The following is a 15,689-nucleotide window of genomic DNA, read 5'->3' as shown; positions in this document are numbered from 1 at the left end:
GTCAAGGACCGGCTCAGCGCATCGCCAGCCACTCGCATGGGCAAACGTCTAATCGTGGCTATGACGTTCCTGTATCGCCGTCAGGGAGCCCTCCTCGAGCGCTTCCTTATAATGCTTACGACAGACAGACACATACCGCTCGTTGCCGCCAATGACCACCTGCTCGCCCTCATTATAGGGTCTGCCTGCCTGATCAAGTCGTAGCACCATACTCGCTTTACGTCCGCAGAAGCAGATCGTTTTTAATTCTACCAGCTTATCTGACCACGCCAGCAGGTATTGGCTACCAACAAACAGTTCGCCGCGAAAATCAGTACGCAATCCGTAGCACAGCACCGGAATATCCAGTTGATCAACAACTTCCGATAATTCATAAACCTGCTGTCGGGTTAAAAACTGACATTCGTCCACCAGCACACAATGAATAGGCTGTAGTGCATTATCGGCAGCAATCTCTTCATACAACGATGAATTCTGGTTAAATAATTTGGCGGGGGAAGACAACCCGATACGCGAACTCACTTTCCCCGCACCATAACGATCGTCTATTTCGGCGGTATATACGACAGTACGCATGCCGCGTTCCTGGTAATTGTATGAAGATTGCAGTAAGGCAGTCGACTTACCTGCATTCATTGCTGAATAGTAGAAATATAGCTGTGCCATCGGCCACAGACCCTCACCAAAGTGAAATAAAGACGGGGCGCAGTGTAGCATAATTTCAATCGTTATCGGTGACTGGTTCTGTCCCCGTCGGCTATATCTTTTCGTCGTCAGCGCCAGGCGCGCGAAAAATCTGTAGAGCGGGAATGTACGGAAAATACGAATTAACAATTGAACAAACAACGCGCGATGGTTCCCATTCTTGTCGTATTGTGCGTTCGATATTCATCAACGTTGCTTATCAACGCTGCCCTAATGGAAACCCTGAACTTATTGTTACTGTTCTACATAACTGTTGCGGAGTAATAGACAGCGCCCATCAACAAAACTAATACAAAGGGTTGAAATCGCTGCGATGAGAGTCTATTTCATCATGTGAAAATGTGACCTGAATCCGTATGTTTTCACCTGAAAAAAGGAGTAACCGCTCAGCCAATAAGCCCTTTTTTGTGCGTTCCTTCAAGAAAAATTTAAGTTCGGATATTTATAGTCGGCAAAAAATAAATGGCAATTTTGAATTCCTTACATTCCTGGCTATTGCACATCTGAATTTAACGCTCTATTATTAGCTCAACAAACCACCCCCAATATAAGTTTGAGATTACTACAATGAGCGAAGCACTTAAAATTCTGAACAACATCCGTACTCTTCGTGCGCAGGCAAGAGAATGTACCCTTGAGACGCTGGAAGAAATGCTGGAAAAATTAGAAGTTGTTGTTAACGAACGTCGTGAAGAAGAAAGCGCGGCAGCGGCTGAAGTTGAAGAGCGCACTCGTAAACTGCAACAATATCGTGAAATGTTGATTGCTGACGGTATTGATCCGAATGAACTGCTGAATAGCATGGCGGCGGTTAAATCCGGCACCAAAGCTAAACGTGCAGCGCGTCCGGCTAAATATAGCTACGTTGACGAAAACGGCGAAACGAAAACCTGGACTGGTCAGGGTCGTACTCCGGCAGTGATCAAGAAAGCAATGGAAGAGCAAGGTAAACAACTGGACGATTTCCTGATTAAGGAATAATCTGTAATCTTCCTGCTTAAAATCCCGCGCTATGCGGGATTTTTTATGCCCGCTATCTGTCGATTTCTCATAAAGCGTTCGTATAAAAAAACGGCGCTGGATACCAGCGCCGTCTCTGTTCGTTAATTATAACGTCTGGTTACTTCTTAATCCCCATCTCTTCTTCGAGCCAGGACTTAAATTCGCTGCCAAGTGAATTATGTCGAATGCCATATTCCACAAACGCCTGCATATAACCTAATTTATTGCCGCAGTCGTGGCTCTTGCCTTTCATATGATAGGCTTCGACGGTCTCTTTTTCGATCAGCATATCGATCGCGTCAGTCAACTGAATTTCGTCACCCGCTCCCGGAGGGGTTTTCGCCAGCAGAGGCCAGATATCCGCGCTCAGCACGTAGCGGCCAACAATTGCCAGGTTTGATGGGGCGACATCGGCTTTCGGTTTCTCAACAACCCCTACCATCGGAACGCTTTCACCCGGAGCCAGCGGCACACCTTTACAGTCAACAACACCGTATGCGGTCACATCAGCAACCGGCTCAACCATGATCTGGCTATTTCCGGTTTCATCAAAACGACGAATCATTTCGGCCAGGTTATCCTGGGATAAATCTGACTCAAATTCATCAAGAATAACGTCTGGCAAAATAACGGCGACAGGCTCATTACCGACCACCGGATGCGCGCACAATACCGCGTGACCCAGGCCTTTTGCCAGCCCCTGACGAACCTGCATTATTGTGACGTGCGGCGGGCAAATAGATTGCACTTCTTCGAGTAACTGGCGCTTAACGCGTTTTTCCAGCATCGCTTCCAGTTCAAAGCTGGTATCGAAGTGGTTTTCGATCGAATTTTTCGATGAGTGAGTCACCAACACAATTTCAGTGATGCCCGCAGCAATACACTCGTTAACGACATACTGAATTAATGGCTTATCAACCAGCGGCAACATCTCTTTCGGGATCGCTTTCGTCGCCGGTAACATCCTGGTTCCTAATCCCGCTACCGGGATAACGGCTTTTTTGACTTTCGAGTTAATGGCAGCCATTTAAATTCTCCTGGACTGTTCATGTATTGAACGTGTTCATCAATCTGTATCGCATCGAGTATATCAGGACTGACACAAGCCTCAGGTCCGAAAAGGATGCGTGTTCGTATAATTAAGATAAATACGTATAAGACTGGCGCTGATAGTAACACCGGCAGAGAAAGGCAGGTACGGCAATTTGCATCCGCTCTCTCGATTGTTCATTCCGCAGACAACATAAGGCGTAGTCGCCCCCCTGCCCCCCAAATTTGACACTGCCAGGCTTCGCAGCGTTGGCTAATTTGGTTGAGATAGGTATTGCCCAACGTTCCCAGCGGAACGCCATTACTGATCTGCACATTATGCGATCCGGTATTTAATGTCGCATTGAGTCCGGCAGAAACCAGAATCAGATTTTTAAGCTCACTATGATAATAGCCGACTAATAGCGGGAACTGTCCGGGTAAATTGGCCTGACGAAGCAGATGGTTGACCTGTTTCAATAATGCCCCTAGTTCCGGCAGGCGCTGATTCTGATGCGCAAGTTGATCCTGCAACAAGCCATTAAATAACGCCCGCAGAAGTAACGCCGCCAGCACGCCGTTGTCGCCCGCCCGGGTAACATCCAGACAATAAAATGCCAGATCGTTATCAGAAAGCGGTGCGATATCCAGAACCAGTCCTGGCTTATCCGCCGAAACCAGCTGTCGGTAATTGACCCGGCAATGCGAAATAACCTGCTGTACCGGAGGCTGAAGTTCCTGTAGCAATTTCGCGGCAGCGGCGGGATTGTCCACCATCGCATCCCAGTCGCGAAACAGACGCTCTTCTTCTTCAACACGGGAATTAAACATGTTTGGATAAAGGCAGGCGAACACCGTTTCCCGCAACCGGGTCAGGTCCTTTACCGGTTTCAGCAAAACGTCATCCACACCGAGACGTAATGCTTTGGCAATATCGGCCATATTTTCTGTCGCCGAAATCACCAGAATTGGCGTCTGATCACCACGGTTACGCAGATGCTCTACCAGGCTGAGGCCGTTCATTCTTGGCATAGCGAGATCGCAAATCATAAGATCGGGCGTAAAATCGGCTAAACGCTCCAGTGCCTCTAAACCATCGCCCGCCAGTGCCGTTGTCGCTCCCAAAGAGGAAAACCACGAATCCAGAAGCGAGCGGAAAACCGGCTCATCCTCAACGATTAGAATCTGTTTTCCGACCAATGGCTGCGTCATGTTCTCTCCCCTGACTGGCTTTACTCAATAGTGGCATGCTATTGCCACACCCGCCTGTCAGAATATGCTTAAGTGTAGTTAAAAATGGTGCGTCAAACGCCGGCACGCACCAGAGGCAAAAGTTCGTCCATCTTTTTCTCTACCGCTAACCGCCCTGCTTCTATGGCAGCGCTGGCACGATGAAAATCCAGGGTAGAAATTTGTGGACAGTATGGTTGAATCAATATGTCCGGCGGGTCACCCGCCATACGGTTACGCTTCAGGCGATTTTCCAGCACCTGAATCGATGTGGTCATGATTTCCATCGCGGTTGGCGCGGTGACCACGCGGCGCGCTGTGAAATTACCCAGCCGCTCTTTCAGGCGCGCGTGCCAGGAGAGCCCTTCGTCATCTCCCTGCGGAGGGTCATCACTGACGTTCAACGATAACAAATCCTGCTGCATCAGATGCGCGTCATGTTGTAGATCGACGGCAATCACAATATCCGCGCCCAACGCGCGGGTCAAAGAGATGGGAACCGGGTTAACAACGCCACCGTCCACCAGCCAGTAGCCATTGTGAGAGACAGGAGACATCAGGCCGGGAATGCTGCAGGAGGCGCGAACGGCAAGATGGAGATCGCCTTCAGTAAACCATAATTCGCGCCCCGTACTGAGATTGGTCGCCACCGTTGCGAAACGACGATGACACTGCTCAATGTCGGCCACCGGCATGACATTGCGGTATTGATTGAAAACGCGCTCGCCGCGCAGCAGTCCACCCCTTCGCCAGGACAGGTCCATCAGGCGCAGGACATCCCAATAGCTGAACGAGCAGACCCACTCTTCAAGCGCGGGCAATTTATTACAGGCGTAGGCTGCACCAACCAGCGAACCGATGGAACACCCTGCGACGATATCAATATCAATGCCCATGTGTTTGAGGGCTTTGATGACACCAATATGCGACCAGCCTCGCGCAGCACCTGAGCCTAGCGCCAGACCTATTTTCATCTTTCTCATTTGACTGACAAACTTCCCCTGGCTTACGGGCGTAGCAACATCTCCAACGCTCAGTTAACATAGTACTACCCAGGCTTTTTTATACGCCGTTTTTTTATCAGGGAGTTTTTTGTGTCTCAGCTTTGTCCCTGTGGTAGCGCAGTCGAGTATAGCCTATGTTGCCACCGATATCTGTCTGGTGAGCAAGTCGCACCCGATCCATCGCACCTCATGCGTTCGCGCTACTGCGCTTTTGTGATGAAAGACGCAGATTATTTAATCAGGACCTGGCATCCGGCCTGTCACGCGGCTAGTTTCCGGGATGAGATCGGCGCCGGATTTGCCTCGACCGAATGGCTGGGGCTGACTGTTTTCGAGCACACTGTGTCTGAAGCGGACGATACGGGCTACGTCAGTTTTGTCGCCCGTTTTCGCGAACACGAAAAATCGGGAGCGATCATAGAACGTTCGCGTTTTTTAAAAGAAAACGGTCAGTGGTACTATATCGACGGTACACGCCCGCAATTTGGACGCAACGACCCCTGCCCTTGTGGCTCAGGTAAAAAATTTAAAAAATGCTGCGGCTAGTCAACTGCCCGACAGTATTCACTCAGCAAACATCATCAACAGGATTACCGCTGCAATGCATTCTTTACAACGAAAAGTGCTTCGTACCATCTGCCCTGACCAAAAGGGGCTTATCGCGCGTATTACGAATATTTGCTACAAGCATGAACTGAATATCGTGCAGAACAATGAATTTGTAGACCACCGTACCGGGCGTTTTTTCATGCGCACCGAACTGGAAGGTATTTTTAACGACTCCACGTTACTGGCCGATCTGGACAGTGCCTTGCCGGAAGGCTCCATTCGCGAGTTGAATCCAGCCGGGCGCCGTCGCGTAGTGATCCTGGTCACCAAAGAAGCGCATTGTCTGGGCGATCTGTTAATGAAAGCCAACTATGGCGGGCTGGATGTAGAAATCGCCGCCGTGATTGGTAATCACGAAACGCTGCGTTCGCTGGTCGAGCGCTTTGAAATTCCTTTCGAACTGGTCAGTCATGAAGGTTTAACCCGAGAAGAACATGACCTGAAGATGGCGGACGCGATTGATGCACACCAGCCGGATTACGTGGTGCTGGCGAAATATATGCGCGTGCTGACCCCGGAATTTGTTGCGCGCTTCCCGAACAAAATTATCAATATTCACCACTCGTTCCTGCCCGCGTTCATTGGCGCACGACCCTATCACCAGGCTTATGAGCGCGGGGTGAAGATCATTGGCGCAACGGCGCACTATGTGAATGACAATCTGGACGAAGGTCCGATCATCATGCAGGACGTTATTCATGTGGATCATACCTACACGGCGGAAGATATGATGCGAGCCGGGCGCGACGTCGAAAAGAACGTTCTGAGCCGCGCGTTGTATCAGGTGCTTGCCCAGCGCGTATTTGTCTACGGCAATCGGACGATTATTCTTTAATCGACTGAGAAATGAATTGGTTACCTTTACGCCTTTGCGGGTAAAAATCAGGCAACCAGTCTATTTTTCTCACCGGAATGCTTTACAGGGGCGCATCATTTGATATGATGCGCCCCGCTTCCCGAATGGAAGCAGGCCAGTAAAACGTATTGCCCCGTGGTGGGGTTCCCGAGCGGCCAAAGGGAGCAGACTGTAAATCTGCCGTCATCGACTTCGAAGGTTCGAATCCTTCCCCCACCACCATCTCTTTAGAAATATCAAAGCATCATGCCCCGTGGTGGGGTTCCCGAGCGGCCAAAGGGAGCAGACTGTAAATCTGCCGTCATCGACTTCGAAGGTTCGAATCCTTCCCCCACCACCATCACTTCCCTGTCGTACCCATTTAAATCCAAACTCAGAGCCCTATATTCTGCCCACGCAGAAAACATCGCTTTTGCCCGATGGCACTTCGTTTACCGGGCCTACCAGTTCGCCATCATGTAGGTCGGATAAGCGCAGCGCCATCCGACAATTCAGGTAGCACCGTGCCCATAAAAAAACCCCGCCGAAGCAGGGTTTACCCTTACATCATTCACCAATCAGCGGCGCGCTCGCACTACCTGGTATTTGCGCGTCAGGTACTCGACTGGCGCGCTCCAGATGTGTACCAGGCGGGAGAATGGGAACAGCAGGAACAGCGTCATCCCCAGCACCAGGTGCAGACGGAAGATGAACGCCACACCTTCCAGATGCGCAGATGCGCCGCCGTGGAAGGTCACCACCGACTGCGCCCACCCCACCAGTTTCATCATTTCGCTACCGTCCATATGCTGGGCGGAGAACGGAATGGTCAGCAGCCCCAGCGCGCACTGGATCACCAGCAGCGAAAGGATCAGGATATCGGCACCGGTGGTGGTCGCCCGCACGCGTGGACTGAACAGACGGCGCTTGAGCAGCAGCACACCGCCAACGAGACACATCAGACCCGCCGCACCGCCGCCAATCATCGCCATCTTCTGTTTCACCTCAATGGGCAACCAGGCTTCATACATCCAGTGCGGTGTCAGCATGCCGAGGAAGTGGCCGGCAAAGATCCCCAGAATCCCGAAATGGAACAGGTTCGATGCCATATTCATTCCCTTACGATCCAGCATCTGACTGGACGCGGCGCGCCAGGTGTATTGACCGTAGTCGTAACGCAGCCAGCTACCCATCAGAAACACGGACCCGGCAATGTACGGATAGATGTCAAAGAAGAACATATTCAGGAAGTGCATTATTGCTGTCCTCCGGTGGTGATATTCAGATATTGCGGCGCAACGGCTCCGGCAAAACGACGCTGGTGAGCGGAGATTTCAGACTCGCCGCAGCCCTGATCGGCAAAGAATTTCACCTGCTCTTCTTCCCAGACTGCATCGAGTGCTTGCGGCGTATCATCGCGAACTTCATCCGCAATTTTCTCCGCCACTTTGTCACTGTCGATCGCCGCATTCGCCAGTTTCAGCAACAGATCGAATAGCACCGCATAGCGGCTTTCTCGCTGTTGCAGACGCGCACTCAGCAGCGCCAGAATCGGAGCGATGTCCTGTAACCCACCCAGCGCCTCGCGCTTCGGCAATTGTGCCAGGTATTCCAGATACAGCGGCAAATGGTCAGGCAGTTCACGGCTGTCGAGCTGTAAACCGTGCTGCTCATACTGTGCCATCAGGTCAACCATCGCCTGACCGCGATCGCGGGATTCACCGTGCACATGTTCGAACAGCAACAGCGAGGTTGCCCGACCGCGATCGAACAGTTCGCTGTAATTAGCCTGCGCATCCAGCATCTCCTGCGCGGTTAAATCGCGCAGGAAAACGCTGAGCGTGTGCGCATCCTCTTTATCGAGATTTTCAGATGACGCGAGCGCATCGTACAGTTCTTGCTGATGCTGCCACAGGGCAGCATCCGGGTACTCAAGCAGACGCGAAACAATGACGAGTTCAATCATTAGCGCGGCTCCGTTTTGCTGGTTACATCGATGGCATCAATGCGGCGGCTGTTAAACAGGTTGAACGCAGTATCAGAACCGTGGCACCCGTCGCCGAAGGTAAAGCCACAACCGCTTTTCTCCGGGAACGCATCGCGCGCCAGTTCACGGTGGCTGCTCGGCACCACGAAGCGATCTTCGTAGTTGGCAATCGCCAGATAACGATACATTTCCTGAGCCTGCGCCTCGCTTAAGCCCACCTCTTCCAGCGCGCGGGTGTCCACTTTGCCGTCCACGGTTTCCGCACGTTTGTAGTGGCGCATCGCCAGCATACGTTTCAGCGCCAGCAATACCGGCTGGGTATCACCTGCGGTGAGCAGGTTAGCGAGGTACTGAACCGGGATACGCAGGCTGTCCACGTCCGGCAGAATGCCGTTGCTGCCCAGTTCGCCCGCATCCGCCGCCGACTGAATCGGTGACAGAGGCGGCACATACCACACCATCGGCAGCGTGCGATATTCCGGATGCAGCGGCAGCGCTAACTTCCAGTCCATCGCCATTTTATAAACCGGCGACTGCTGCGCCGCGTCAATGACGCTCAACGGAATACCGTCTTTCAGCGCCTGTTCGATAACCGCCGGGTCGTTCGGATCGAGGAACACATCCAGTTGGCGCTGGTAGAGATCTTTCTCGTGCTCGGTGCTTGCCGCACTTTCAATCGCATCCGCGTCATACAGCAGTACGCCGAGGTAGCGGATGCGCCCCACGCAGGTTTCGGAACACACGGTCGGTTGACCGGCTTCAATACGCGGGTAGCAGAAGATACATTTCTCAGACTTACCGCTCTTCCAGTTGAAGTAGATCTTTTTGTACGGACAACCGGTGATGCACATCCGCCAGCCACGACATTTGTCCTGGTCGATCAGCACGATGCCGTCTTCTGCACGCTTGTAGATGGCACCGCTCGGGCAGGTCGCCACGCACGCCGGGTTGAGGCAGTGCTCACACAGTCGCGGCAGATACATCATGAAGGTGTTTTCAAACTGGCCGTACATCGCCTTCTGCATGTTTTCGAAATTCTGATCTTGCGACAGCGTCTCAAACTCGCCGCCCAGATCGTCTTCCCAGTTCGGCCCTTTTTCGATTTTCGCCATCCGCTGGCCGGTAATCAGCGAGCGCGGACGAGCAATCGGCTGATGCTTACTTTCCGCTGCGTTATGCAGATTCTGATAATCAAAATCAAACGGCTCGTAGTAGTCATCAATGCCCGGCAGATGCGGGTTCGCAAAGATTTTACCCAGCAGCATCGCGCGGTTGCCCATGCGCGGCTGGATTTTACCGTTAATTTTGCGGATCCAACCGCCCTTGTATTTCTCCTGATCTTCCCAGTTGGTCGGGAAGCCGGTGCCAGGTTTGGTTTCAACGTTGTTGAACCACGCATATTCAGCACCTTCGCGGCTGGTCCAGACGTTTTTACAGGTGACTGAGCAGGTATGACAGCCGATGCATTTATCCAGATTCAGCACCATGCCGACTTGTGAACGAATTTTCATTTTACGCTCTCCTGTACCTGGTCATTACCTTCGCCATCTAACCAGTTAATATTCTTCATCTTACGTACCACCACGAACTCATCGCGGTTAGAACCGACGGTACCGTAGTAGTTAAAGCCGTAGGCCAGCTGCGCATAGCCGCCGATCATGTGGGTTGGTTTCGGCGTAATACGGGTTACCGAGTTATGAATACCGCCGCGCTGCCCGGTGATTTCTGAGCCAGGAATATTCACGATACGTTCCTGCGCGTGATACATCATGGTCATACCCGCCGGGACACGCTGGCTTACTACCGCACGCGCGGTCAACGAACCGTTGCTGTTGAACACTTCGATCCAGTCGTTATCTTTGATCCCCAGTTCTTTAGCATCCGCTTCGCTCATCCACACAATCGGACCACCGCGACCCAACGTCAGCATCAGCAGGTTGTCACTGTAGGTTGAGTGGATACCCCACTTCTGATGCGGCGTCAGGAAGTTGAGCGCTTTTTCCGGGTAACCGTTGGATTTCTCGCCCATCACCGATTTCACCGAACGGGTGTCAATGGGCGGACGATAAACCAGCAGACTTTCACCGAAATCACGCATCCACTGATGATCCTGATACAGCGACTGACGACCAGTCAGCGTGCGCCACGGGATCAGCTCATGCACGTTGGTATACCCCGCGTTATAGGAGACGTGTTCGTCTTCCAGACCAGACCAGGTCGGGCTGGAGATGATTTTACGCGGCTGCGCCTGAATATCGCGGAAGCGGATTTTTTCCTCTTCTTTGTTCGTTGCCAGATGGGTATGGTCGCGACCGGTAAACTCGCTGAGCGCCGCCCAGGCTTTCACCGCCACGTGACCGTTGGTTTCCGGAGCCAGAGTCAGGATCATCTCGGCCGCGTCAATGGCGGTATTGAGCATTGGCTGGCCTTTCGCCGGGCCGTCTGCCTTGGTGTAGTTAAGCTTACGCAGCAGATCCATTTCGCTCTGCGTGTTCCAGGCGATCCCTTTCCCGCCGTTACCGATTTTCTCCATCAGCGGGCCAACCGAGGTGAAGCGTTCGTAAGTGGCCGGATAATCACGCTCTACCGTCATGATATGCGGAGCCGTCACGCCCGGAATCAGGTCGCATTCGCCTTTTTTCCAGTCCTTCACGTCCAGCGGCTGCGCCAGCTCGGCAGCAGAGTCGTGCTGAATCGGCAACGTGACAACATCCGTCTCTTTCCCGAGGTGCCCCACGCACACTTCTGAGAATTTCTTCGCGATAGCTTTGTAGATTTCCCAGTCGCTTTTTGATTCCCATGCCGGATCGACGGCGGCGGAAAGCGGATGAATAAACGGATGCATATCCGAGGTATTCATATCGTCTTTCTCATACCAGGTCGCCGTTGGCAGCACGATATCGGAGTACAGACAGGTGCTCGACAGACGGAAGTCCAGCGTCACTACCAGATCCAGCTTGCCGTCGAGGCCATTGTCCTGCCATTCCACTTCTTCCGGCTTCACGCCGCCCTGCTTGCCCAGGTCTTTACCCTGAATACCGTGCTCGGTTCCCAGCAGGTACTTCAGCATGAACTCGTGACCTTTCCCGGAGGATCCCAGCAGGTTGGAGCGCCAGATGAACAGGTTGCGTGGATGGTTTTTCCCATTCTCCGGCTGTTCGGCCGCGAAACGAATCGAACCTTCTTTGAGTGATTTGACGGTGTAATCCACCGGCGTCATCCCGACTTTCTTCGCCTCTTGCGCAATGGTCAGCGGGTTGGTGCCAAGCTGCGGCGCAGACGGCAGCCAGCCCATGCGCTCAGCGCGCACGTTGAAGTCAATCAGATGACCGCTGTAGCGAGATTTGTCTGCCAGCGGCGACAACAACTCCTGCGCGGTAACCGTCTCATAGCGCCACTGGCTGGAATGGTTGTAGAAGTACGACGTACTGTTCATGTGACGTGCCGGACGCTGCCAGTCAAGGGCAAACGCCAACGGCTGCCAGCCGGTCTGCGGACGCAATTTTTCCTGGCCGACATAGTGCGCCCAACCGCCGCCACTCTGGCCGATACAGCCACAGAACACCAGCATGTTGATAAGCCCCCGATAGTTCATGTCGAGGTGGTACCAGTGGTTCAGACCGGCACCAACGATAATCATCGAACGACCGTGCGTCTTATCCGCATTGTCGCCAAATTCACGCGCGATGCGGGTGATCTGCGCACGCGGAACACCGGTAATTTGTTCTGCCCACGCCGGAGTATACGCTTTGATGTCGTCATAGCTGGTAGCACAGTTGGCATCGTTCAGACCGCGTTCCAGACCGTAGTTAGCCATCGTCAGATCATAAACGGTAGTAACCAACGCCGTGGTGCCGTCTGCCAGTTGCAGGCGTTTAACCGGCAGTTTGTGCAGCAGTACATTTTCCAGCGCCACTTTATTAACGTGTTCGGTGCCTTCACCGCCGAAGTATGGGAAGCCCACCTCGGCGATTTCGTCCTGGCTTCCCAGCAGACTCAGTTGCAGTTCCGTCTCGGCACCGGTCGTCCCGTCGCGCTGCTCAAGGTTCCATTTGCCCTTCTCGCCCCAGCGGAAACCAATAGAGCCGTTCGGCGCAACCATATCGCCATTGCTGTTAATGGCAACAGTTTTCCATTCCGGGTTGTTTTCCTGACCCAGCGAATCCACCAGGTCAGCGGCACGCAGCATACGCCCCGCAGCATAGTAGCCGTCACGCTCTTCCAGCATCACCAGCATTGGCATGTCGGTGTAGCGGCGTACATAGTCGGTAAAGTACTGGCTCGGGTTGTCGAGATGGAATTCACGCAGCATAACGTGGCCCATTGCCAACGCCATCGCCGCATCAGTCCCCTGTTTCGGAGCCAGCCAGAGGTCGCACAACTTGGCGATTTCAGCGTAGTCCGGCGTTACCGCAACGGTTTTGGTACCTTTATAGCGGACTTCAGTAAAGAAGTGGGCATCCGGCGTACGGGTCTGCGGAACGTTAGAGCCCCAGGCGATGATGTAGCTGGAGTTGTACCAGTCAGCGGATTCCGGCACATCAGTCTGCTCACCCCAGGTCTGCGGAGAGGCCGGTGGCAGGTCGCAGTACCAGTCGTAGAAGCTCAGGCAGGTACCGCCAATCAAGGAGAGATAACGCGCGCCGGACGCATAGGAAACCATCGACATCGCCGGGATCGGCGAGAAACCAGCCACACGGTCCGGACCGTAAGTTTTCACGGTATAGACGTTAGAGGCAGCAATCAGTTCATTGACCTCCTGCCAGGAGGAACGGACGAAGCCACCGCGACCACGCGCTTGTTTGAAGCTTTTTGCTTTATCGGTGTCTTCGATGACAGAGGCCCAGGCCTCGACCGGATCGCTGTGCAACTTCTTCGCTTCACGCCACAGCTTCATCAGACGTTTGCGCATCAGCGGATATTTCAGACGGTTAGCGCTGTAGAGATACCAGGAGTAACTGGCACCGCGCGGACAGCCACGAGGTTCGTGGTTTGGCATGTCCGGACGGGTACGCGGGTAGTCCGTTTGTTGGGTTTCCCAGGTCACCAGGCCATTTTTAACGTAGATTTTCCAGCTACATGAGCCGGTGCAGTTAACACCGTGGGTTGAGCGCACAACTTTGTCGTGTTGCCAACGCTGGCGATAACCATCCTCCCAGTCCCGGTTGGTTTCGAGAAGCTGGCCGTGCCCATCGGCAAAGGTTTCACCCTTCTGCTTGAAGTAGCGAAATCGGTCCAGGAATTTACTCATCGGTTCTCTCCTGTGGAGCCTGACGGCTCTCTGATAAATCGACATTGCTTGATTGAGGGCGAAGGTAACGCTCTGAAAGGGCGTGAGAATTGATAACGATCAAGGCAGACAGGGATGAAAACGAGGGGTGAATTTTGACATACCCCTTTCGGAGGATTTTATTTATCTATTCATATATTTGATTTTATTGATTATTTTTTATTACTCGCTTTCAGTAAGGGTTAAATTCTTTACAAGTGGGTATTAAGGGGTATGCCCCCTGGAGACGTCTTCCGGATAAGGCTGATACAGACCGGTGCAGGCAATAAAATCAAAAGTATGTTGTAACTAACTCAGAAATAAAAAAAGCGCGGTCTAACGCCGCGCAATGGGGAATACATCACTGCTCTTTTTATTTTTTCGAATGCCGTCCGTATACCAACCAGGTAATGACCACGCAGGCGATATAGAAGATCAGAAAGACTTTCATCGCACCGACCGGCGAGCCGGTTAAGGCCAGCGAAGTGCCAAAGGCTTTCGGGATAAAGAAGCCGCCAATGGCGCCAATCGCTGAGATAAAGCCTAACGCTGCCGCCGTATCAGTCGCCGCTTCACGCATTGCTTTCTCTTCAGAACCGCCTTCAGCCTTCACGCGATCCATCGTCAGCTTACGGAAGATAACTGAGATCATCTGGAAGGTAGAGCCACTGCCCAACCCTGCCGTCATGAACAGCGCAAGGAAGACCACGAAGAAGGCGATGAAGCTGCCGCCGGTACCGTTGGTCGGTAACGTCAGGAACAGCAGGCCGCTGAAAATGGCCATCAGCACGAAGTTGACCAGCGTGACACGCGTCCCGCCTAAACGGTCAGAGATCGCCCCGCCCGCCGAACGCGCCAGCGCGCCGACAAAAGGGCCAAAAAAGGCATAGTGCAGGATCTGAATCTCCGGGAACTGCGTTTTTGACAGCATTGCAAAGCCCGCGGAAAAGCCGATAAACGAGCCGAAAGTCGCAAGATAGAGCAGACTCATGATCCACAGATGACCACGCTTGAGAACCGGCAGTTGCTCTTTCAGTGACGCTTTCGACGTGGCCAGTTCGTTCATGCCGAACCAGGCCGCCAGCGTAAAGAGGGCGAGGAACGGTACCCAGACCCAGGCAGCATTCGCCAGATACAGTTGCGAACCATCCGGTTGTTCAACGCCGTGGCTGCCGAAGATGGCGAAGATCGACAGAGAAACCACCAGCGGCGCAACCAGTTGCATGACGCTGACGCCCATATTCCCCAGACCGCCATTCAGCCCCAGCGCACCGCCCTGCTTCTGCTTCGGAAAGAAGAAGCTGATATTCGCCATACTGGAAGCAAAGTTAGCGCCGGCAAAACCGCAGAGCAGAGAGATCAGAATAAAGGTGCTGAACGGTGTGGAGGTATCCTGTACCGCAAAGCCTAACCAGACGCACGGAATAATCAGGATCCCGGTACTGAACGCGGTCCAGCGTCGACCACCAAAGACCGGTACCATGAAAGAGTAAGGCACACGTAACAACGCGCCGGAGACCGATGGTAATGCCGTCAGCATAAACAGCTGGTCGGTGGTAAAGCTGAAGCCGACTTTCGGCAAATTTACTGCAACAGCACTGAACAACATCCAGACGCAAAACGCCAGTAGCAAACAAGGGACGGAAATCCACAGGTTGCGACTGGCGATACGTTGACCCCGCTGTGCCCAGAACGCCGGATCTTCCGGTCGCCATTCTGTGATTACAGCTCCAGATGCCCTTTCCGGGGCGGATGAGTGACTCATAGACACCTCTGATACTCGATTCGATGCCTGCAACATTAGGGTTTACAGCGCGAGGTAAGTTGATATAAATCAAAGGAAAAGTTGCCAATATCACAGCAAAAAAATCATGATCACCCTAAGTGAGTAGAATAATTCGACAAAAAATACGTGGTTTTTCACAGTGCTGCCGACCCCAGGTCTCCCCTTCCCCAAACCCTCTCCAGGCATGGCAATTAAGAGGTAACTCGTTTTAGGTATGGGTATACTCCAGGGGA

Annotated in this window: 12 protein-coding genes and 2 tRNA genes; 5 read left to right on the top strand and 9 right to left on the bottom strand. The window is 52.9% G+C overall.

Annotated features, from left to right (window positions below; genetic code table 11):
* Positions 1 to 48: 48 nt before the first annotated feature.
* Positions 49 to 666, bottom strand: coding sequence for a thymidine kinase (gene tdk / locus I6L53_RS09810; protein ID WP_042318628.1), 618 nt, complete (start codon positions 664 to 666; stop codon positions 49 to 51).
* Between the two features lie 606 nt (positions 667 to 1,272).
* On the opposite strand from tdk, the gene hns reads away from it, so the two are divergent.
* Entirely contained in the window at positions 1,273 to 1,686 is a 414-nt protein-coding gene (gene hns, locus I6L53_RS09805) for a histone-like nucleoid-structuring protein H-NS (protein WP_042318627.1), read from the top strand.
* A gap of 139 nt (positions 1,687 to 1,825) precedes the next feature.
* Here hns and galU read toward each other — a convergent pair whose 3' ends face one another.
* The 3 genes from galU to rssA all read right to left on the bottom strand — a co-directional run bounded on the left by galU (position 1,826) and on the right by rssA (position 4,949).
* Entirely contained in the window at positions 1,826 to 2,734 is a 909-nt protein-coding gene (gene galU / locus I6L53_RS09800) for a UTP--glucose-1-phosphate uridylyltransferase GalU (RefSeq protein WP_042318626.1), read from the bottom strand.
* A gap of 200 nt (positions 2,735 to 2,934) precedes the next feature.
* A complete protein-coding gene (gene rssB / locus I6L53_RS09795; RefSeq protein ID WP_042318625.1) occupies positions 2,935 to 3,948 on the bottom strand; it encodes a two-component system response regulator RssB in 1,014 nt (337 codons plus the stop codon).
* 92 nt (positions 3,949 to 4,040) lie between these two features.
* Positions 4,041 to 4,949: a patatin-like phospholipase RssA gene (gene rssA / locus I6L53_RS09790; protein ID WP_042318624.1), complete on the bottom strand. Its 909-nt coding sequence runs from the start codon at positions 4,947 to 4,949 to the stop codon at positions 4,041 to 4,043.
* A 111-nt stretch (positions 4,950 to 5,060) separates the two neighbouring features.
* On the opposite strand from rssA, the gene I6L53_RS09785 reads away from it, so the two are divergent.
* The 4 genes from I6L53_RS09785 to I6L53_RS09770 all read left to right on the top strand — a co-directional run bounded on the left by I6L53_RS09785 (position 5,061) and on the right by I6L53_RS09770 (position 6,775).
* Positions 5,061 to 5,516: a YchJ family protein gene (locus tag I6L53_RS09785; RefSeq protein ID WP_042318623.1), complete on the top strand. Its 456-nt coding sequence runs from the start codon at positions 5,061 to 5,063 to the stop codon at positions 5,514 to 5,516.
* A gap of 55 nt (positions 5,517 to 5,571) precedes the next feature.
* Positions 5,572 to 6,414 carry a formyltetrahydrofolate deformylase gene (gene purU, locus I6L53_RS09780; protein WP_042318622.1) on the top strand — a complete coding sequence of 281 codons (843 nt, stop codon included), beginning with the start codon at positions 5,572 to 5,574 and terminating at the stop codon, positions 6,412 to 6,414.
* A gap of 158 nt (positions 6,415 to 6,572) precedes the next feature.
* A tRNA-Tyr gene (locus I6L53_RS09775) sits at positions 6,573 to 6,657 on the top strand.
* Between the two features lie 33 nt (positions 6,658 to 6,690).
* Positions 6,691 to 6,775: transfer RNA gene (locus I6L53_RS09770), tRNA-Tyr, on the top strand.
* A gap of 217 nt (positions 6,776 to 6,992) precedes the next feature.
* Here I6L53_RS09770 and narI read toward each other — a convergent pair.
* The 5 genes from narI to I6L53_RS09745 all read right to left on the bottom strand — a co-directional run bounded on the left by narI (position 6,993) and on the right by I6L53_RS09745 (position 15,435).
* Positions 6,993 to 7,670 (bottom strand): respiratory nitrate reductase subunit gamma, encoded by a 678-nt coding sequence (gene narI, locus I6L53_RS09765; RefSeq protein ID WP_042318621.1) that lies wholly within the window; start codon positions 7,668 to 7,670, stop codon positions 6,993 to 6,995.
* A complete protein-coding gene (narJ, locus tag I6L53_RS09760; RefSeq protein WP_042318620.1) occupies positions 7,670 to 8,380 on the bottom strand; it encodes a nitrate reductase molybdenum cofactor assembly chaperone in 711 nt (236 codons plus the stop codon). The genes narI and narJ overlap by 1 nt, the downstream gene beginning before the upstream one ends.
* Complete coding sequence (gene narH / locus I6L53_RS09755; protein ID WP_042318619.1) at positions 8,380 to 9,912, bottom strand: nitrate reductase subunit beta; 1,533 nt, start codon at positions 9,910 to 9,912, stop codon at positions 8,380 to 8,382. The genes narJ and narH overlap by 1 nt, the downstream gene beginning before the upstream one ends.
* Complete coding sequence (locus I6L53_RS09750; RefSeq protein ID WP_042318618.1) at positions 9,909 to 13,652, bottom strand: nitrate reductase subunit alpha; 3,744 nt, start codon at positions 13,650 to 13,652, stop codon at positions 9,909 to 9,911. The genes narH and I6L53_RS09750 overlap by 4 nt, the downstream gene beginning before the upstream one ends.
* Positions 13,653 to 14,043: 391 nt before the next feature.
* Complete coding sequence (locus I6L53_RS09745; RefSeq protein WP_042318617.1) at positions 14,044 to 15,435, bottom strand: NarK family nitrate/nitrite MFS transporter; 1,392 nt, start codon at positions 15,433 to 15,435, stop codon at positions 14,044 to 14,046.
* Between the last annotated feature and the right edge of the window lie 254 nt (positions 15,436 to 15,689).

Origin of the sequence: Citrobacter farmeri (assembly GCF_019048065.1) — a bacterium.
In the GTDB taxonomy this organism is placed as follows: domain Bacteria; phylum Pseudomonadota; class Gammaproteobacteria; order Enterobacterales; family Enterobacteriaceae; genus Citrobacter_A; species Citrobacter_A farmeri.
The sequence above is the reverse complement of the archived record's forward strand: the minus strand, read 5'-3'. Positions and strand labels throughout refer to the sequence as shown.

What these genes read in the sequence shown, in the direction of transcription:
- tdk (WP_042318628.1), bottom strand. Translation starts at nt 666, where the DNA reads ATGGCACAGCTATATTTCTACTATTCAGCAATGAATGCAGGTAAGTCG.
- hns (WP_042318627.1), top strand. Translation starts at nt 1,273, where the DNA reads ATGAGCGAAGCACTTAAAATTCTGAACAACATCCGTACTCTTCGTGCG.
- galU (WP_042318626.1), bottom strand. Translation starts at nt 2,734, where the DNA reads ATGGCTGCCATTAACTCGAAAGTCAAAAAAGCCGTTATCCCGGTAGCG.
- rssB (WP_042318625.1), bottom strand. Translation starts at nt 3,948, where the DNA reads ATGACGCAGCCATTGGTCGGAAAACAGATTCTAATCGTTGAGGATGAG.
- rssA (WP_042318624.1), bottom strand. Translation starts at nt 4,949, where the DNA reads ATGAGAAAGATGAAAATAGGTCTGGCGCTAGGCTCAGGTGCTGCGCGA.
- purU (WP_042318622.1), top strand. Translation starts at nt 5,572, where the DNA reads ATGCATTCTTTACAACGAAAAGTGCTTCGTACCATCTGCCCTGACCAA.
- narI (WP_042318621.1), bottom strand. Translation starts at nt 7,670, where the DNA reads ATGCACTTCCTGAATATGTTCTTCTTTGACATCTATCCGTACATTGCC.
- narJ (WP_042318620.1), bottom strand. Translation starts at nt 8,380, where the DNA reads ATGATTGAACTCGTCATTGTTTCGCGTCTGCTTGAGTACCCGGATGCT.
- narH (WP_042318619.1), bottom strand. Translation starts at nt 9,912, where the DNA reads ATGAAAATTCGTTCACAAGTCGGCATGGTGCTGAATCTGGATAAATGC.
- I6L53_RS09750 (WP_042318618.1), bottom strand. Translation starts at nt 13,652, where the DNA reads ATGAGTAAATTCCTGGACCGATTTCGCTACTTCAAGCAGAAGGGTGAA.
- I6L53_RS09745 (WP_042318617.1), bottom strand. Translation starts at nt 15,435, where the DNA reads ATGAGTCACTCATCCGCCCCGGAAAGGGCATCTGGAGCTGTAATCACA.